We start from the raw sequence: 18,670 nt of genomic DNA on the forward strand, positions 1-18,670 counted from the left end.
GCAAAAAATTTTATAAGATAATGTTGCCGTTACTGCATACAAAGTCGCTGAACGGCGCGGGTTTTTTAAAATAATAGCCCTGCGCTTTCATGCACCCCAGGTCAATTAATTTCAACCGTGTAGCGTCATCTTCAATGCCTTCAGCGATAAGCGGAACGGAAAACCCGTTGGTTAACGTCACGATAGAGGAGATAATTGACTCGCATTTTTGATCGGTTAACACACCCGCCGTAAAGGTACGATCTATCTTCACCGCGTCAAACGGTAAAATATTCAGGTAAGAGAGGCTGGAAAAGCCTGAGCCGAAATCATCGATAGCCACAGTGATGCCGTGTCGGCGAAGATACTGCAACGTTTTCCGGGTACGCTCAATTTCCTGAAGCAGTACCGTTTCGGTGATTTCGATGCAAATATTTTGGTTCTTCAAACCGTTTGATTTAATGGCGTCCAGTAAAAACCAGGCGAAATCCGCGCTCAGCAGCTGTCTGGCGGAAATATTAATATGCAGTTTAAAATCGTCTGACGCGCCACGCGTAATCAGATCCGCCAGCTCAAGGCAGGCGCGCTCAATAATCCAGTTACCTAAAGGCAATATTAATCCCGTCTCTTCCGCAAGCGCGATAAACCTGTCAGGCGGCACAATCCCCATCTCTTTGGAATGCCAGCGTATCAGGCACTCGCCCTCAGTGCATTGCCCGGTGCTGAGATCGACAATAGGCTGCAGAACCAGATGGAACTCCTGGTTATAGATGCCCCGGCTTAAGTTTTCATGTAACTGAAGGTTATAGACTTCCTGAGCGTGCATGGACTCTGTAAACAGCATGGCATGACAGGTCGTGCTTTTACGGGCGTATTCGAGCGCAATCCCGGCGTTCATTATCGCTTCCGTCAGCGTACTTTTCGTCACCCGGCTCAGGACAGCCCCCGCATAACCGGTAAAAACAAACTTCTTAGGCAGGGACTCCTTCGGGTGGTATTTATCAGTAAACAGGTTGGTGATGAGCTGTTGATACCATTCCACATCAGCGTGTTGATGCATCCCGGGGAAAATGGCAATGAATTTATCGACCGCATCGCGACATATCAGGGTACCCTGAGGAAAAGTCGTTTGCATTTTATCGATAAACGCCCGGATAAATTCATTGCCATACTCATATCCAAGGGAGTTTGTAATCGCGTTCATATTATCAACACTGATAACCGCCAGGAGATTCCTTTGCGCAAAGGTTTCCTCTTTACTGGTTAAGCCTGCACGCGTGAGCAGTCCCGTGGTGGCATCCAGGTTGATTTGCTTTTCAAGCGCGTCGAAACTTTTCGCCAGGTGACGAGACAGCTTCCAGAAGGATTGCTCAAGCTGGGCAATTTCGGGAAAAACCCACTTATCTTCCGGTAACGTCCAGCGGTAGCTGGTAAGTTCATCTGTTTTATTTAATATCGCGCGAAGCGGGGATATCACTTTTGATACCACAACGAGTATGAGTATTAACCCCAGCGAAAATATCCCGAACAAGCCTAAAAAGCCGAGGTATTTAAAGTTCTCCAGCTCTTTAAGCATGATTTTCTCAGGAACAATAATCACGCTTTTCCAGTTCAACAGATGGTTATTATCCATTAATGGCAGTACCAGAACAAAATACTGCGAATCGTTTACACTGATACGTGATACACGCGCCGGTAGTTTATGGTCAATTAACTGCCCTACCTTTTTTACCACCGGCAGGGAGGAGTCCTTCAAATAGGGGATATCAAAACCGTGCTGATCGGTTAATCGCCCATGTTTGTCTCCCCGGGTTAAAGAGCTGTCAGAGGCGGCCACAATCTGATTATTTTCATTCACCACGATCAGGATACTGCCGTCAAAGGGTTTGATCTTCTCAAGAGACTTATTGAGCTCCGTTAAGCGAAGATCGCTTGAAACCACACCGATGAACTTCCCGTTGAGATCGTAGGTGGGTGAACTGTAAGAGATACTTACCGCGCTGGTCGAGTTCATGTCGCGGTAGGCATTGGTCCAGGACGATTTTTTCTCTTTATACACCTGGGCATACCACGGCCGCTGAAACATATCATAGCCTGAAATCACATCATCAATGCCTGAGGCTTCCGAGGTGCCGCTATAAAAAGTCAGGTTATTACCCGTGCTTTTTGACTTTTGCGTCAGGTATTCTTTGTTTTGTGCGCTTAACTCCCTGGCGATACCGACATAGTCGCCCTCAACCGATCCAAATGCCGTTGAGCTTAAGTAATAGTTATCTGCAAAAACAGTTTCCATGACGTTGAGCAGTTCGGAACGGACCTTCACCAGATCGACATGCTCGCGGGTATTCTTTTGCAGCGCATGCGTAATAATGGAATTCACCTGACGCGGGGTATCAATATAGTAATTGATGGTATTTTTTATCGTTTCCCCCTTTGAGCTGATGATCTTATCGCTCATGGTGTTCAGTATGTCCTGACTGGCATGTTTGAGCATAAAGAACACGGTGCAGAAAACCGTCGCGAAGGTGATCGCTAAAAACAGCAGAATGGTATGCAACAATGTCAGAGGATAGATCCTGGCGTTAAACGCATTACTCATGATATACCCCTCCCTTGCCATTATTTTTCATTTTATAGATAGCTTTATCGGCTAAATTAAAACTGTTGACGAATGAATCATTAAAGTTAGCCATACCGATAGAAACGGTCGGCAGGGTGATTTCTTCCCGGTTCACCATCAGCGTCTTTTTTTCCGGCCTGGCGATTCTGCGCGCGATCTTTTTGGCTTCTTCGAGCGTGGTGTCATGCAGCATGACCAGGAACTCATCGCCGCCAAACCGAATGACAATGTCATGACTCCTGACGGACTGAGAGATATTGCGGGCAATTTCCGCCAGAACCACATCTCCCGTGTAGTGGCCATATTTATCATTGACCCGTTTGAAATCATCAACGTCTACGATGAGCAGATGTGACGACTGGTGCGATTTCAACGCCACGTCCAGATAATTCCGGTTATACACTTTGGTCAGCGAGTCCCGATAATAATCCTTTGCCAGTAACTTGAACCGGGTGGTGAGGTAATAATGATAAACCGTCCGCACCAGGGAAATTAACAGCGGGAGGCAAAGCAGCAGTGATAGCTTAATCCAGGTCGTTCTGCGGGTAGAGCGCTGGTTAACAGATTGAATTTCCCTGGCAAAGGTATCCGTTGCAAAGTACGTCCTCATTTTAGCGATATCATGCCGGCTCGCGGCCAGCATCATCGCCTTCGTTTTATCAAGTTCAGGGCTAACGATAGACGCAGGCAGCGCACTGCTCTTAAGCGCAGTGATATAGTGTTGATAGGTAGCGCGCAACTTCCCCCCCTGATTGGGATTGGGGGTGGAAGAGTACAGGAAATCCTCGCCTATCGCCTCGATTAGCGCATTTTTCTTTATCAGGATATTGATTTTTTGCTCAGTGTCATTCATCTCTTTGTCTGTTTTTTTATAGCCTATGAACAGACACATCGGGCTAAGAATAAAGATAATAAATGAAATTATGAACTGTAATCGTGGCGTCATTTCATTAACCTGTATATGCAATATATAAACTCACAAAAAGAGCGCGTTGAGAGTCATATCTTTTTAGCCAGAGAGGCGGACCTCCCTGGCAGGGCGAAAACTCTATACCTTTAAGTTACCCGTAACAATAGCCATTCCTGCGAATTTACACATTAATTTCGCTATTATTTTGGATTATTGTTAATAAGAAAAAGGAGTTAATTGAATGGATGATTGATGTGATAGGTATATTTTAAACGCAATGATTAAATATCTCATAATTGTTACTCAATCTTTAACAATGCTCACTATCAGCAACAGCAAGTGGCGATAAAACACGCAAAACAACGGAAATCCGACTCCTGAATTCAACTAAATGTGCATAATTAAACTAAATTTTAGCTTTAGGATAATGTCACCTTTCCGTTAAATTGCATCAGACTTCCAGAGTCCTTATTTATATTTTATGGATGTTTACTTCCACTACAAAAATAATGGCAGACCGTTATCTGAATTTTTATTTAGCGACTGTCCCATCTTCTGGAAATACATGTCTGATGACGCACCACTTTCATCCCTACCCATCTGGTGACCATAAACTCTACCCCTTCTGGATAGCAAAAAACCACTCACCTTGTTACAGGTCAAGATACAATCAATCATTTGTTGAAAACACAACTTTTTGTTAGTATTTTCTTCGCAATCCGGACCGTCATTGAGGTAAAGAAAGAATGCTGAACGTTAAGGCCCTGCTGAAGGCCACTCTGTTTTCCATGAGCCTGATGCTCAGTGGCTGTGTGATCGGCGGGCACGCTTCCCACGATCGCCATCACCCGGACCATCATTCCTGGCACCATGAGTCCTCACATTATCATGGCTACCATCACCATCATTGATGGCCAGGCCAGTGCGTATCAGAACATCGTTATCGGGGATGGAGTATGTTTGAAGACAACCAAAAAAAGCTCTACATCATTGTCAATCGTCAACAGGATCCGGCACTGCTTCTGAATGCCACCGCCCATGTCGCGGCCGGTATCATGCGCAAAGCCGAAGACGTGCTGTTTAATGATTATCCGAATGCAGAGAGCGGGCTGCGTGCCTCGCTTAGCCACTATCCGGTGGTGATCCTGCAGGCAAAAAATAGCAATCAATTAAAAACAGCGCTGCTTAAGTGTCAGGAGGCGGGCATAGAAACCAATTTCTTTACCACCACCATGTTGGGGCCTTCCAGCGAAATTCAGATCCGCGACACGCAAAAAGCCGCCCTGGATTCGCTCGAGTTTGTGGCTATCGCGCTTTACGGCGATACCGACTCAATGGCATGTGTGACCAAAAAATTCTCTCTCTATAAGCAGGCCTAAGTCGGCAGAAACAATGTCATCCTGCGCATGGTGCACAGGGTGACAGGTTACGCCCTGCGGCACCGTTCTTCAGTTGATAAACCGATTTTGTTTTACGGAACACCACTATGATTAAAAAGATTGTCACCTTTTCTCTGCTGATCGTTCTGATCATCGCCTGCATTGAAATCGTGCTTATTGAAAAAAACCACGTCAATTATTTCCGGGACGGCGTGAGGAATGTTGAGGAAGTTTTAACAATTTGGGATGAAAACTAACCAGGCTAGAGCATTTCTCGTTTAAGCGCTCTCGACATTGCAACGATAACGCTGCACTACCCGAAAGAAAGAAGCACATTGCACTGATCATTTATTATCCGCCCGGGTCGGTGAACCTATTCCATCATGTAAAAAAACCAACGAAATGTTGTGAATACGCTCTTCATTTTGTTAATTTTTCCACTTTATTTTTTATTATTGCATTTATGGCAGTAAATATTTGACAGGATGCCCGCCAGATGCTTTTACAATAGAATCAAATTGATAGGGGATAACTATTTTGCACGTTTTACCAATATAGATAACCTGTTAAAAAAGAGCATGTTTTTAACAGAAGGTAAATTAATGGTAACGTCGAAAAATTGGATTTCATTAGGTACCATTGTCAGTCCAATTACAGGAACATTTTTTACGACAATCATTACTCAGCATAATCATAAATATGTACTTTGGTACAAGGGCGACTATCTCATTAAAACCGGCGACTTGATCAAAGTCTGTAACAGCGGCTTTCTTATTGCCGACCAGTTACGGCAAATCAATATCATCCAGATAGATAAGCATAGCGCCACGCTCTGGCGGGTAATGCAGAACATGTCCAGCTGCCCAGGCGACACCGAACCCGAGAACATGCACTGTACCTCCACAGCGCGATGTATCTTTACTACCTGCCCTCACGGCAAAGAGAAGCCCGTAAGCGCATAGGTTAATCACAACCTGTTCATCAGTCTGCCTCTCTTGCAGAGGCCTGTTTCTTCTGGCCTCCTCAATGCATTGATTAGCATTATTCAACAATTCGTCCCGCGTTTGCCCTTCAGCCTCTGTTTACGCCCTTCTGTCCCCATCGACATGCCCTTGCCGTAAGGCTTTATGCCGCAATATCAAAATACAACTTTTTGTTGATTATTACACATAGAGCGTATAATTTACCGTGACCAGGCTTTTCTGATTTCCTTCAACCGTACGGGATGGCGATCAACATGAAGGTCTACACTGTCATCTGACAACGCTGCATACGAGGGAGTAAAAATGAAATCAGATTACGCCAAAGAGATTGAACTGATTTCCGGGCCGCTGGAAGCGGCAATGGATGCGCTGGCAAGCACATTATCGGCCAATCAGGAGGTGGTGCTGCATAACCTCACCAGGCCGGAGTGCTCGGTTGTCAAAATCATCAACGGCCACGTTAGCGGCAGAAAGGCCGGTGACAATCTCCTGTCCGGCCCTGAGAAGGACAAAGGGTTCGCCCTGTTGCTTAAAAACCGCCAGGACAGTACCCCGGTCACGGTAAAAGATTATAAAACCGCGACGTTATCAGGAAAGATCCTCAACAGCGCCTCGACGCTCTATTTCAGCGAAGACGGTATTCCCCTGATGGCCTTCTGCATCAACGTGGACACCTCGCCGTATGAACAAATGCGCAAAAGCCTGGACGCCGTGATGGCCTGCACGCGTCCCGATTCAGACGCTCAGGATATTAATCTCGGCGGTCTGATTGAGCAGTCTATTCAGGAAATTATTGATAAGCATTCGGTTCCGGGTAAGAAAATCCAGAAAGCGCAGCGGCTTAAAATCGTTGCTGAAATGCACGCTAAAGGCATTTTCAAAATGCGGGGCGGCGTTCAGCACGCGGCTCAGGCCCTGGGCATAACACGTTATACGGTTTATAACGATCTCGAGGTATTGGGTGAAAAATAACGGGCAGCAACGCATTCCGTTTTACCAGGTAGACGCGTTCTCTAACGGGCCTTTTACGGGCAATCCGGCGGCGGTTTGCCTGCTGGATGCGTGGCCGGATGACAAAGTTCTGCAGCGCATCGCCACGGAAAACAATCTTTCTGAAACCGGGTTTGTCATTAAACAGGGCGACGATTTCGGGCTGCGCTGGTTTACGCCCGCGGTAGAGGTGGATCTCTGTGGTCATGCGACGCTCGCGGCGGCCAGTGTCCTGCTGAGCCGTAACGAGGCGGGCGAGCGGATGCGCTTTCATACGCGCAGCGGCGTGCTGACCGTCACCGCCTGCAACGGCGTTTATACACTCGATTTTCCGCTTGTGACGCCCGTCAGGATCGCCCCACCGCAAGGCTTGTTCGCGGCGCTGGGGCTTCACGAGGACGCGGGCGAAGTCTGGCAGGCATCCGACCTTATCGTGGTTATTAATGATGAAAACTCGCTGGATTTGCTGAAGCCGGATTTCAACGCGCTGGAAAAATTCGATACCCGCGGCGTTGTGGTCACGGTAGCGTCACGCGACGTCGATTTCCGCTCCCGCTGGTTTGGCCCGCAGGTTGGCGTGAACGAGGATCCGGTCACGGGTTCCGCACACACCTTCCTCGCCCCGCTTTGGAGTGAGAAGCTCGGGAAAAAAACGCTGCATGCGCAGCAGGGCGGCAGCCGCAAAGGTGAGCTGACCTGCGAGATAAAAGATAACGGACGCGTCGCACTCTCCGGTGAGGCATGTCTGATTATCGAAGGCGCATATATTCTGTAAACACACGGACGTGTGTTTTTTCTTTATTATTATCAAAGACGAATTACTATTTTTTTAGCAAAAAAGACATAACCCATTATTAATCAGCATGAGAATTTTTCCGTGACGTTATCCAAAAGCGTTACCGCGCTAATTGCTGCGGTATCCATAGAAATTATTGCCACAACGTTATTATCGTTATCCAATAGTTTTCAGCGCCCTACCATTGGCATGACGGCAATACTGCTTTATGGCATAAGTTATTATTTCTTATCCGTCGCGTTACGCAGAATTCACATTGGCGTAGCATATGCCATCTGGTCTGCGGTGGGCATACTCAGTATTACCTATATTCAGACACGCTGCTTCGATTATATTCTGACGCAGAGCGCATGGATCGGCGTCTGCCTTGTGATAAGCGGCACGATAATTTTAAACCTGGCTATTAAGCAAAAATAACTCACGCGACGAATCATGATGTTTACACTATTGACTTACCTCTTCTGGCTGATTATTTCAGTCACCATGGAAGTTATTGGTACGCTACTGCTACCCCAAACGGATAACTTTAAAAATAAATCCGTGACGCTTTTATGCATGGTCTGTTACGTCATGTCCTTTTATGCCCTGTCAATGCTGATGGATGCGGTAACACCGGTAGTCGCTTATGCCGTCTGGTCAGGTTTTGGCATTGTCATGATCGCGTTGATGAGCAGCATCTTTTATCAGATGCGCAGCAGCGTGCTGGAAAAGGTGGGGATCTGCTGCATCGTGGCCGGTCTGATTGTGATAGCGGTTTAACGGGAGAAAAAATGAAAATCGATGCGCTTTCACTTCGGGTGCGCCAGCTTCGTGATAACTACCTGCAGGCCAAACCCTTTGTCTCTGCCCGGCGGGCGATCAGCGTCACCCGGGTTTATAAAGAAAACCCGGGCATGGATAACACGCTCCTCCGGGCGCTGGCTTTTCGCCGCGCCTGTGAGAATGCGCCCCTGTATGTGGCCGATAATGAACTGATCGTGAGCCATCCGGCTGGAGGAGCACGCGGCGGCGAGATATCGCCGGAAATCAGCTGGCGCTGGGTCGCCGACGAGCTGGATACCCTCCCGCAGCGGGCGCAGGACCCGTATCAGATTGATGACGAAACAAAGCGCCTGCTTCGCGAAGAGGTGTTCCCCTACTGGGAAGGCCGCTCGCTGGATGAGATGGCGCAAACGCAGCTACAGGTTCTGGGGCTGTGGGAGTGGTGTCACGACGACGGCATTTGCGATGTGACCATCAAGACGCAAAACGGCGGAGGTGACTCCTGCCCCGGGTACGACAATATCCTGCTCACTAAAGGGATAAAAGGGATCCGTGAAGAGGCGGCAGCCCGGCTTGCCGCGGTTGATCCGGCGTCACCGGAAGGCGCAGAGGCGTTCAACTTTTACACGGCGATGCTGCACACCTGCGATGGCGTGCTGACCTATGCCCACCGTTACGCGGCCCGGCTGAGCGAGCTGGCTGAAACCGAAGGCGACCCGCTTCGCCAGGACGAGCTGCAGCATCTGGCGGACATCTGCCGTCGCGTACCGGAACAGCCGCCGCGCCATTTTCACGATGCATTGCAGGCTATCTGGTTCGTCCATTCTCTTTTTACCCTGGAAGAAAACCAAACCGGTATCTCCCTGGGCCGCGTCGATCAATACCTCTGGCCGTTGCTGGAACGGGATCTTAATGACGGCGTACTGACGCACGCGCAGGCAAAAGAGCTGCTCTGTTGCTGGCTGATCAAGATGGCCGAGATCCTGTGGATTTGCAGTGAATCTACGGCGATGTATTTCGCCGGCTATCAGCCGTTTATCAACCTCGTGGTCGGGGGCCAGAAGCGTGAGGGCGGCGATGCCACCAATCCGCTGACCCTGATGATCATGGACTGCTCGGCGCAGTTAAAAATCTATCAGCCCGGCCTGGCCGTGCGGATCCACAACCAGTCGCCTCAGCCCTTTATGCGCAAGGTGGTCGATGTGGTGCGCAGCGGAATGGGTTTCCCGGCCTGCCATTTCGACGATGCGCATATCCGGATGATGTTGCACAAAGGCTTCAGCTATGAGGATGCCCGCGACTACTGCCTGATGGGCTGCGTTGAGCCGCAGAAGGCAGGCAAAATGTATCAGTGGACGTCGGTGGGTTACACCACCTTCACCGCCGCCATCGAACTGGCGCTGCGTAACGGGCGATCGTCAGCCGGTAAACCCTGTGGTCCGGCAACGGGTGAGGTGTCCGCGTTCAGCTGCTATGACGACGTGGAGCGTGCCGTTCGCACGCAACTCTCCGCCATCGTCAGGAAAGCCGCGCAGGCCACGCTGATTGTGCAAAAGCTGCATGCCGATTACGCCCGAAAACCGCTGATGTCGAGCCTGATCGACGGCTGCATGGCGACAGCCAAAGACGTCACCCAGGGCGGCGCGGCGCTCAACGCCGGGCCGGGGCTGATCTGGACCGGGCTGGCAGACTGCGTTAACTCGCTGATGGCCATCAGGACGCTGGTTTTTGAGACCCAACGCTTTACGCTGCAGCAGGTGGTGGACGCGCTCGAACACAACTTTGTCGGCCACGACGACATTCTGACCGCCTGCCTGAGAGCGCCCAAATACGGTAATGACATTCGCGCGGTGGATGAGATCGCCCGCGAGCTGGTGCGTTTCCTGGAGCAGGAGCACCGTCAGTATCGGATGCTGTATGCGCCTTTTGCCTTCGGCACGCTTTCTATCTCGAATAACACGCCGTTTGGCCTTATCACCGGTGCGCTGCCTTCGGGCCGACTGGCGGGCAAGCCGCTGGCCGATGGGATCAGCCCCTCTCAACAGACGGATTATCTGGGGCCGACGGCCATCATCAATTCCAGCAGCCGGATCAACGTCGAGGAGATGGATATTGGCATGGTGCACAATATCAAGCTGATGTACGGCATGCTGGAAACACCGGAGGGCCAGAACAGCCTCATCCACCTGCTGCGCACGGTCAGCATCCTCGGGAATGCCCAGCTGCAGTTCAGCTATGTGGACGACGACACCCTGCGCCAGGCCCAGCAGAACCCCGGCGACTATCGCAATCTGATGATTCGGGTGGCGGGTTACAGCGCCTTCTTCGTGGAGCTGAGCAAGGAGGTGCAGGATGAAATTATCAGCCGAACCACGCAACGGCACTTCTGAACAGGTCACCGGCTGGATCACCCACATTCAGCGGTTTTCATTACATGACGGGCCAGGGATCCGCAGTATCGTCTTTTTCAAGGGGTGCCAGATGCGCTGCGCCTGGTGTGCAAATCCCGAAGGGCTTCACCCCGGTCGGGAGATCTTTTTCCATGCCGAACGCTGCCTGCACTGCGGACAATGCGCGCAGCTGTGCCCGACAGGGCTGCACAGCTGGCAGGACGGGCTGCACAGCCTGAACCGCGACCGCAGTTGCACGGGCTGTGGGCTGTGCGAAGAACGCTGCCCCGCCGCCGCCCTCAACATGGTTGGCGAACCACTCAGCGTTGAAACGGTGTTTGACCGGGTGATGGCTGATGAGATCTGGTTTCGGCAGTCTGGCGGGGGCGTAACGCTGAGCGGCGGCGAAGTGGCTACCCAGCCGGATTTTGCCCAGGCGCTGATCGCCCGGCTCAAGGCTGAAGATATTCACACCACGATTGAAACGGCGGGTTATGCCTCCTGGCGTGCGCTCCATCAGGTCACGTCGGGCTGCGATCTTATTCTGTACGATCTTAAAAGCGCGGATGACGCGCTGCACCAGCGCTTTACCGGTGTCAGCAATAAAATCATCGTGCGCAATCTGGTCCGGCTCATTGACGAGGGGCGCAAGATAATTATTCGTATCCCGGTCATCCCCGATTTTAATGACGCGCCGGAATCAGCAGAGCAATTATTGACACTTATTTATTCTTTAATCCACGGACGGGACAACGTACTGGGCGTTGAATTATTGCCTTACCATCGCTTTGGGACAGGGAAATACACATTACTCAACAGGGAATACGCGTGGAATTGTTATTCCGCAAATCTGGATAACGTCCTGCGCATTGCTCAACATATCGGCCTGCCCGTACGGGTATCGAGTACGCTGGCCGGATAAAGGGGAAAATGTCTGTGTTACCAACATCAGAAAGTCATCCAAAAAAAGAGGTCACCACACTTGAGCGGCGCGTTGTCGCAGGCTCGCTGTTTTTTATCCTGGTCATCTATGGCGTATTGCTGTTCACGCAATTTCGCTAACCAGAAAGTTATTCACGCATTCGGCCACGACAGGCCTTATTACAACAGGTATTAAGATGAAAAAAGTTGTCGCAATTATGAGTCTGGCATTTATCACCCTCAGCATCGCAGGGTGTTCCAGCGATTATGTTTTACAGAAGAAAAACGGGGAGATGATTATCACCCACGGGAAACCCGAGGTAGATGATGACAACGGGTTAATTACCTATGAAGACGTCGCCGGTAATGAGCATGCTATTAACCGGGACCAGATTGTGCAGATGATTGAGAAATAAGCCCGACGGGCAGCGCAGGCGATTACTGCGCTGCCCCCGAGTACCTTTTAGCTAGCGAAACGCCTCCAGCTTTTGACGCTGCCGCCCTTGCGCGTCAAAATTCTCGGCCGCCAGCCACGCGCGCAGCGCCGCGTCACGCGACGGCCATTCGCGGTCAATGATCGAAAGCATATCGCTGTCGCGGTTGCGTCCTTTGCGTACCAGCTTCTGGCGCAGTCGCCCTTCCCAGACGAAGCCCAGCCGTTCAGCCGCATGGCGCGAGGCGGTATTCATCGAATCACACTTCCACTCCAGCCGTCGGTAGCGGTGTTCGAAGGCGTTTTTCAGCAGCAGCCATACCGTTTCAGTGCCGATGCGGGTGCCTTTCATCTTGCGCGACCAGGTGACGTGGCCGATCTCCACCGACCCCTGCATCCGCTCAATCGCCATATAGCTCACCAGCCCCACCGCGCGCCCGGTGTGTAAATCAATGACGGCAAAAGGCACCAGGTCGTCATCCAGCACTTTACCGAGGATCCAGTGGGCGGTGGCCTCCACGCTGGCAGGCAGGGTGCTGGCAAGCCACGTCCAGTCGCTTTCATCCCCCAGCGCGTAGGCCTCAAACAGATCCGCCGCGTGGCGGTCTACATCCAGCGGCTCCAGGCGACAATACTGGCCCACCAGCGGCGTGCGGGTTAGCGCCCGCGCACATTTCCAGTCGGGAACGATATCGTTAACGGTTTGACCATATTGATTGATTTCGGGCACGGCGTTGACTCCCTGAAAGGTAAGGGAATGGTTATAGCAGGTTAAAAAGAGAACGAAAAGACCAGAAATGGGGGCCGGGTAAAGCGCTAACATCACCCGGCAAAAAGATTACTTCAGCAGTTTCACCGTGGCGTCGATGTCAATTTCATCTTCGGTGAAAATCATTGTCGTGTTCTGGAAGGTGGTGATCGCCAGCTTCTTCACCGAACGCATCTCGCCCGGTTTTTTGTCGGATTTCGGTTTGATGCTGTTCATCAGCAGCCCTACCGACAGCACCGCGTTCTCTTTGTCGATTTTGGTCTCAACCGGCTCTTCTTCGCTGAACACCACGAAAGATTTGATCGAGGTGAGCTTCACGCGCTCGCCCGCGATATAGAGGTGTTTGCTTTCCGGGATCACCTTCACCGCATAGGCGGAAAGGCCTTTGTTGTTGGTGGTCGGCTCGAAGGTCACCGCCGCGTCTTTCTTGATCAGATCGGGGTTGGCAACCTTAATCACGTGAAAATAGCGGTTGTCGCCGTTTTCATCTTTGATAAATCCAAAGCCTTTATCTTTAAACCACGTGGTGATTGTACCGTTCATTGCTGCTTCCGCCTGTCTGTCGATCGTTAACTCAATTTTTGCAGCGCGCAGTGTAATGCACAATGGCCGTACAGACAAAAAAAAGCCCCTGCCTTCAGGCAGGGGAAACTCATGTCAGAGCATAATGTTATTAGTTAAAGACCATCCCGCCGTCAATCAGCAGCGACTGGCCGGTCATGTAGTCGGAATCCGGCCCGGCGAGGTAGGAGACACAGGCCGCCACGTCTTCCGGCTCGGAAAGCCTGCCAAGGGTGATGCGTTTGGCGAAGGTTTCCGTTCCGTAGCCGAGCGGTTTACCCGCCGCCTCGGAAACCTGACGGTCGATTTCGGCCCACATTGGCGTTTTGACGATACCGGGGCAGTAGGCGTTAACGGTGATCCCGAGCGGCGCGAGGTCCCGCGCGGCGGTCTGGGTCAGCCCACGCACCGCGAACTTGCTGGAGCTGTAGACCGCCAGCTCAGGGTTCCCGGTGTGGCCCGCCTGCGAGCAGGCGTTGATAATTTTGCCGCCATGCCCCTCTTTACGAAACGCGTCAATCGCGGCCTGGATGCCCCAGATCACCCCTTTCACGTTGATGTTGTAAACCTTGTCGACAATATCCGGCGTGATGGACTCAATCGGCGTCGAGGGTGCCACGCCCGCATTGTTAACGATAACGTTGAATCCGCCCAGGGCGGTACGCGCTTTTTCCACCGCCGCAAAGACCTGCTCGCGGTTCGACACGTCCACCTTCACGGCGACGGCTTTCCCGCCGCTGCGGACAATCTCTTCGGCGACGGCTTTCGCCGTCTCTTCGTTGTAATCCGCAATGGCAACGGCAAAACCGTCTTTCACCAGACGAAGCGCGATTGCTTTACCGATCCCCTGGCCGGAGCCGGTGACGAGAGCCACTTTTTGCATATCTGTATCCTTATCGTGATTCACAAAATCTGGCTGAGATGGAGCTGGCCCATCAGCAGCGGGTTATCGCTATAGTCGACGGGGATCGCCACCACGGCTGGCCCCTCGACATCCATTGCTGCACGCAGCGTCGGCTCCAGCGCGTCTGCGCTCTCGACGGCGAAGCCCTTCGCGCCAAAGGCGTCGGCGTAGGCTTTAAAATCGACCGGGCCGAACTCGACGCCGGAAAGCCGCTGGTATTTTTTCTCTTCCTGGATCGCCACCATGTTGTAGGCGTTATCCACCCAGATGATGTGCAGCACGTTGGCGTTGAGGCGCACGGCGGTTTCCAGCTCCATGCTCGACTGCAGGAACCCGCCGTCGCCGGAGACGGAAACAACCTTGCGTCCCGGGTTGACCAGCCAGGCGCCAATCGCCCACGGCAGCGCCACCCCCATGGTCTGCTGGCCGTTGGAGATCATCACCTGACGTGCCCGGAAGCTGTAGAGATAGCGGGCGATCCAGATGTGGAAGCTGCCCATATCAACGGTGAGCGTCACGTCGTTATTCACGATGTCCTGCATCGCGCGCACGATGCGCAGCGGATGGAGGGCAAACTGGTTAAGCGACGCGCCGCGGCGGTCGAGGAGATCGCGCTGATGCTGGCGATCGACGAGGATCTCGGTCGCGCGCGGGCTGAGTTCCAGCTTGTGATCGATGCGGCTGGCCAGCAGGTTCAGCGTTTCGGCGATATCCCCCACCAGTTCGAGGTCGGGCACATAGTTGCGCTCTTCATAGGCAGGCAGCACGTCAATGTGCACCAGGGTCGCGTCGCCGCGGTTCCACATCGACGGCTCGTATTCTACCGGGCTGTAGCCGATGCAGATGATCAGATCCGCCAGATGCAGCAGCCGGTCGCCCGCCTGGTTATTAAACAGACCCACGCGGCCCGCGAAGCGGGTGAAGTGCTCCTGATTTACCGCTCCGGCGGCCTGATAGGTGCTGGTGACCGGGATACGGCTTTTCTCAAGCAGCTTATGCAGCGCGGCGCTGTTGGCGGGCTGGCTGGCCATCAGGCCCAGCAAGATCACCGGATTTTTGGCGCTCTGAATACGCTTCGCCACGTCGTTAATGGCAGACGCCGGTGCCGGCCCCATCAGCGCGGCGGTGCTGGCAGGTAAAATCGCCCCGGTAACGGGCTGATCGACAATATCCTGCGGCAGGCTGACGAACGCTCCGCCCGGCCTGCCCTGCTCGGCGGCGCGGAAGGCGTTTGAGACCACTTCGGCAATGGCTTCGGACGAGTTCACCTCAACGGCATATTTCGTGACCGGGCTGAACATGCCGACGGTGTCCATGCTCTGGTGCACCAGCTTCGCTTTGTCCGCACGCTTCACCGCTCCGCCCAGCGCCACCACCGGGTCGCCTTCGCTATTCGCGGTGGCAATACCGGTGATCAGGTTCGAACAGCCCGGCCCGGAGGTGACCAGCGCCACCCCGGCTTTGCCGGTAAGACGCCCGACCGCCGCGGCCATAAACGCCGCGTTTGCCTCATGACGAACGGGGATGATCTCAATGGAGGAGTCGAGCAGAGAATCAAAAACCTTGTCGATTTTTGCGCCTGGGATGCCGAAAACCTGCTTCACGCCCTGCGCTTCCAGCTGGGCGACAATCATATCGGCGCCATGCGCCCACTGACGTGACTGTTTATCACTGTTCACGGTGTTCTCCTGTTAGTTTTCGACGGAACGGATCGCTGCATCAAGGTTGCTGGGGTGAAGGTCGGCCTGTAAAAACGCGCTGTCGGCGGGCAGGTCAATCATCAGCTTGTGGATCTCCCCGAAGGTAAGCACACCGTTTTCAAGCTGGTAGTCCAGCAGATGACCGCCGCCCTGGCGGTCGTCGGTGATAAAGTGCTCGTGATAGCCCGCCACGTTGATGCCCTGCATATGCTGCGGCGTACGGAACCCGACCAGTACGCCTTTGCGCTGGTTAAAGCGGAACACCGGCTGGTCGTCCAGCACGTCGGTCATTGCGCGGTACGGCGGCGTCTGGCGCGGCACGGTACGGGTGTGCGCGTGGCGAAAATTGCCGTCGATACGCAGGGCGCAAAACAGGTTATCGGAGGGAATTTGCTGGTCGATGACGTCGTGAATGTGCTGACGGCTCACGGGCGCATCAAAGACTTTACGATACTGCGGCTGGAACCAGGTCATCACCGCGAACGGCGTTTTTTGCTCGGGCTTCGCGGCCCGGGCGCTGCCGTCGGCGCGCAGCTGGTAGACCTGGCTGCTGAAGGCAATCATTTCACCGTCCAGTTCGTTAAAGGTCCCTAACCCAAAGTCGCCGTGCCGGAGCAGATCGGCTATTGTGGTCTCCCCTTCATAAACGCCGCTCAACAGGGCGCTCATGAGCGATGTTTGATAGATCACGCTGTCAGGATGCTGCGCAGAGAACCCTCGCAGGGTTTCGCACAGGCTGGCCTCACAGTCGCAGGCAGATGAATGAGTCATCATGCGTCCTCTTCAACTTTTATTAGAAAGGTTAAATAAATGTTGACCCGATTCAGCAGAGAGTTCCAATATAGAAACCATGCTGGTTTGAGACGTTTTTGATATGGAACTTCGATATCTGCGCTATTTCGTCGCGGTTGCACGCGAGCGACACTTCACCAAAGCGGCCAACGCGCTGGGCATTTCGCAGCCTCCGCTGAGTCAGCAGATCAAGCGGCTAGAGGAGGAGGTGGGCACCCCGCTGTTCCGGCGGCTCACGCGCGGCGTTGAGCTGACCGAGGCGGGGGAAGCCTTCTACGAGGACGCCTGTAAAATTCTGGCGATGAGCGACGCCGCGCTGGAAAAAGCACGGGGGATCGCACGCGGGCTGAACGGCAGCCTGTCGATTGGCATCACCAGTTCAGATGCCTTTCACCCCAAAATCTTCACCCTGATCCGCCAGTATCAGGTGCAGAACCCGGCGGTGACGGTTCACCAGGTGGAAGCCAATATGGCATCGCTGATGGCGATGCTGGCGGAGGGGGAGCTGGATATCGCCTTCGTGCGTCTGCCGTGCGACAGCAGCAAGGCGTTTGACCTGAAAATCCTCGATCGGGAGCCGATGGTGGTGGCGCTGCATCGCGCCCATCCGCTGGCAGACCGTGATGCGCTGGCGCTGGAGGCGTTGCGGGACACGCCGGTGATTCTGTTTCCGCAGGAGGTCGCGCCGGGGCTGTACGATCGGGTTTACAACTACTGCGCACGCGCGGGCATCAATATGCACACCACGCTGCAGGCCTCGCAGCTCTCTTCTTCCCTGAGTATGGTTGCGGCAGGCGGCGGATTCGCGCTGGTGCCACAGTCAATGGCGGCAATTTCTCCGCCGGATGTGACCTATCACGCGCTGACCACCCCCGACCTGTTTACTGATATCGCCATCTGCTGGCGGCGGTTTGAACGTTCCCGCACGGTAAAACGATTCCTGGCGATGCTGAGCGCGGCGTAACGGCGGTGCGGCGCTTGCATGAGCTGGGTTTGTTTCGCCGCATCGGGCATGGCGAAAGCTCCCCTGCATCAGTCATTTCTTCCGCCCTTCTACCAGGATAAAAGCGCAATCTGCTGCCGCCCCCTGTCAATACACTATACTGACCATTGCACGACTCTTTACCTGACATCAACCCTACCCATGACCATCAGGAGAACGACATGCAAAAGTGTAAAACCGTAAAAGGGCTGCTCGTTGCCTCAACTGTAGCCGCGATGTTCAGCACTTTCGGCGCGTATGCCCAGACAACGAGCGCCGCGCAGAGTGACGCCTCCGCCCAGACCAGCTCAACGGGATCGATGGCTAAGCTCAGTTCCGGTGACGAAAAAGCGCTCAAGGACATGGCGCAGGCCAATATCAATGAGGTCGCCGCGGCCAAAATCGCGCTGGACAAGGCCCAGAGCAGCGAGGTGAAAGCCTTCGCGCAGAAGATGGTTGACGATCACGGCAGCGCGCTGGAAAAAGTAGAGACGGTCGCTAAACAAAAAGGCGTCACCCTGCCAACCGAGCCAGATGCCAGCCACAAGGCGATGGCCGACAAGCTGGAAAAAGAGAGCGGCAACGCCTTTGACAAAATGTATATGGAAAACGCCGGTACCAAAGACCACAAGATGGTGCTGTCAAAACTGCAGAGCGACGCCAAAAATATCAAGGACCCGGACGTGAAGGCTCTGGCCGACGCGCACACCCCGGTTGTTGAGCAGCATCTCGAGTCTGCAGAAAAGATGAAGTTGTCCGCAGATAAGTAAACGGGTCGCTCACCGGGCGCAGGGTGCTG

Annotated in this window: 19 protein-coding genes; 12 read left to right on the forward strand and 7 right to left on the reverse strand. The window is 53.2% G+C overall.

The window, feature by feature from the left end; all coding sequences use genetic code 11:
• Positions 1 to 10: 10 nt before the first annotated feature.
• Both ACWKX3_RS10020 and ACWKX3_RS10025 read right to left on the reverse strand, forming a co-directional pair.
• Entirely contained in the window at positions 11 to 2,578 is a 2,568-nt protein-coding gene (locus ACWKX3_RS10020) for a bifunctional diguanylate cyclase/phosphodiesterase (RefSeq protein ID WP_176399411.1), read from the reverse strand.
• On the reverse strand, positions 2,571 to 3,545 hold the full coding sequence (locus ACWKX3_RS10025) for a GGDEF domain-containing protein (RefSeq protein ID WP_454541665.1): 975 nt from the start codon (positions 3,543 to 3,545) through the stop codon (positions 2,571 to 2,573). The genes ACWKX3_RS10020 and ACWKX3_RS10025 overlap by 8 nt, the downstream gene beginning before the upstream one ends.
• Before the next feature lie 710 nt (positions 3,546 to 4,255).
• Between ACWKX3_RS10025 and ACWKX3_RS10030 the strand changes: the two genes are divergently transcribed.
• The 10 genes from ACWKX3_RS10030 (at position 4,256) to ACWKX3_RS10075 (ending at position 12,146) form a co-directional block, all read left to right on the forward strand.
• On the forward strand, positions 4,256 to 4,420 hold the full coding sequence (locus ACWKX3_RS10030) for a hypothetical protein (protein ID WP_153681403.1): 165 nt from the start codon (positions 4,256 to 4,258) through the stop codon (positions 4,418 to 4,420).
• A 45-nt stretch (positions 4,421 to 4,465) separates the two neighbouring features.
• Complete coding sequence (locus tag ACWKX3_RS10035; protein WP_088207735.1) at positions 4,466 to 4,888, forward strand: DUF2000 domain-containing protein; 423 nt, start codon at positions 4,466 to 4,468, stop codon at positions 4,886 to 4,888.
• Between the two features lie 107 nt (positions 4,889 to 4,995).
• The gene (locus tag ACWKX3_RS10040) at positions 4,996 to 5,145 is read left to right on the forward strand and encodes a hypothetical protein (RefSeq protein WP_006177050.1); all 150 of its coding nucleotides are present in this window, start codon (positions 4,996 to 4,998) and stop codon (positions 5,143 to 5,145) included.
• Between the two features lie 1,029 nt (positions 5,146 to 6,174).
• A complete protein-coding gene (locus tag ACWKX3_RS10045; protein ID WP_006177047.1) occupies positions 6,175 to 6,843 on the forward strand; it encodes a helix-turn-helix transcriptional regulator in 669 nt (222 codons plus the stop codon).
• On the forward strand, positions 6,833 to 7,636 hold the full coding sequence (locus tag ACWKX3_RS10050) for a PhzF family phenazine biosynthesis protein (RefSeq protein WP_006177046.1): 804 nt from the start codon (positions 6,833 to 6,835) through the stop codon (positions 7,634 to 7,636). Before ACWKX3_RS10045 ends, ACWKX3_RS10050 begins: the two co-directional genes overlap by 11 nt.
• Positions 7,637 to 7,738: 102 nt before the next feature.
• Positions 7,739 to 8,074: a DMT family transporter gene (locus ACWKX3_RS10055; RefSeq protein ID WP_158300383.1), complete on the forward strand. Its 336-nt coding sequence runs from the start codon at positions 7,739 to 7,741 to the stop codon at positions 8,072 to 8,074.
• 18 nt (positions 8,075 to 8,092) lie between these two features.
• Entirely contained in the window at positions 8,093 to 8,416 is a 324-nt protein-coding gene (locus ACWKX3_RS10060) for a DMT family transporter (RefSeq protein ID WP_206566704.1), read from the forward strand.
• A gap of 11 nt (positions 8,417 to 8,427) precedes the next feature.
• On the forward strand, positions 8,428 to 10,809 hold the full coding sequence (gene cutC, locus ACWKX3_RS10065) for a choline trimethylamine-lyase (RefSeq protein ID WP_454541666.1): 2,382 nt from the start codon (positions 8,428 to 8,430) through the stop codon (positions 10,807 to 10,809).
• A complete protein-coding gene (locus ACWKX3_RS10070) occupies positions 10,772 to 11,731 on the forward strand; it encodes a glycyl-radical enzyme activating protein (RefSeq protein WP_454541667.1) in 960 nt (319 codons plus the stop codon). Before cutC ends, ACWKX3_RS10070 begins: the two co-directional genes overlap by 38 nt.
• Positions 11,732 to 11,927: 196 nt before the next feature.
• The gene (locus ACWKX3_RS10075; protein ID WP_006177040.1) at positions 11,928 to 12,146 is read left to right on the forward strand and encodes a YgdI/YgdR family lipoprotein; all 219 of its coding nucleotides are present in this window, start codon (positions 11,928 to 11,930) and stop codon (positions 12,144 to 12,146) included.
• A 51-nt stretch (positions 12,147 to 12,197) separates the two neighbouring features.
• On the opposite strand, the gene ACWKX3_RS10080 is transcribed toward ACWKX3_RS10075, so the two are convergent.
• The 5 genes from ACWKX3_RS10080 to budA all read right to left on the reverse strand — a co-directional run bounded on the left by ACWKX3_RS10080 (position 12,198) and on the right by budA (position 16,868).
• Positions 12,198 to 12,893: a GNAT family N-acetyltransferase gene (locus ACWKX3_RS10080; RefSeq protein ID WP_042320926.1), complete on the reverse strand. Its 696-nt coding sequence runs from the start codon at positions 12,891 to 12,893 to the stop codon at positions 12,198 to 12,200.
• A gap of 108 nt (positions 12,894 to 13,001) precedes the next feature.
• The gene (locus ACWKX3_RS10085) at positions 13,002 to 13,475 is read right to left on the reverse strand and encodes a cold-shock protein (protein WP_042320923.1); all 474 of its coding nucleotides are present in this window, start codon (positions 13,473 to 13,475) and stop codon (positions 13,002 to 13,004) included.
• A 130-nt stretch (positions 13,476 to 13,605) separates the two neighbouring features.
• A complete protein-coding gene (locus ACWKX3_RS10090) occupies positions 13,606 to 14,376 on the reverse strand; it encodes a (S)-acetoin forming diacetyl reductase (RefSeq protein WP_042320920.1) in 771 nt (256 codons plus the stop codon).
• Between the two features lie 20 nt (positions 14,377 to 14,396).
• Positions 14,397 to 16,076, reverse strand: coding sequence for an acetolactate synthase AlsS (gene alsS, locus ACWKX3_RS10095; RefSeq protein ID WP_400401916.1), 1,680 nt, complete (start codon positions 16,074 to 16,076; stop codon positions 14,397 to 14,399).
• Positions 16,077 to 16,088: 12 nt separating this feature from the next.
• Positions 16,089 to 16,868, reverse strand: a complete 780-nt coding sequence (budA, locus tag ACWKX3_RS10100; RefSeq protein ID WP_072208916.1) for an acetolactate decarboxylase — start codon at positions 16,866 to 16,868, stop codon at positions 16,089 to 16,091.
• Positions 16,869 to 16,971: 103 nt separating this feature from the next.
• On the opposite strand from budA, the gene ACWKX3_RS10105 reads away from it, so the two are divergent.
• Positions 16,972 to 17,853 carry a LysR family transcriptional regulator gene (locus ACWKX3_RS10105; protein ID WP_006177034.1) on the forward strand — a complete coding sequence of 294 codons (882 nt, stop codon included), beginning with the start codon at positions 16,972 to 16,974 and terminating at the stop codon, positions 17,851 to 17,853.
• A gap of 200 nt (positions 17,854 to 18,053) precedes the next feature.
• Positions 18,054 to 18,641 (forward strand): DUF4142 domain-containing protein, encoded by a 588-nt coding sequence (locus tag ACWKX3_RS10110; RefSeq protein ID WP_006177033.1) that lies wholly within the window; start codon positions 18,054 to 18,056, stop codon positions 18,639 to 18,641.
• Positions 18,642 to 18,670 lie beyond the last annotated feature (29 nt).

The sequence above is a fragment of the Enterobacter sp. UPMP2052 genome (assembly GCF_053709675.1).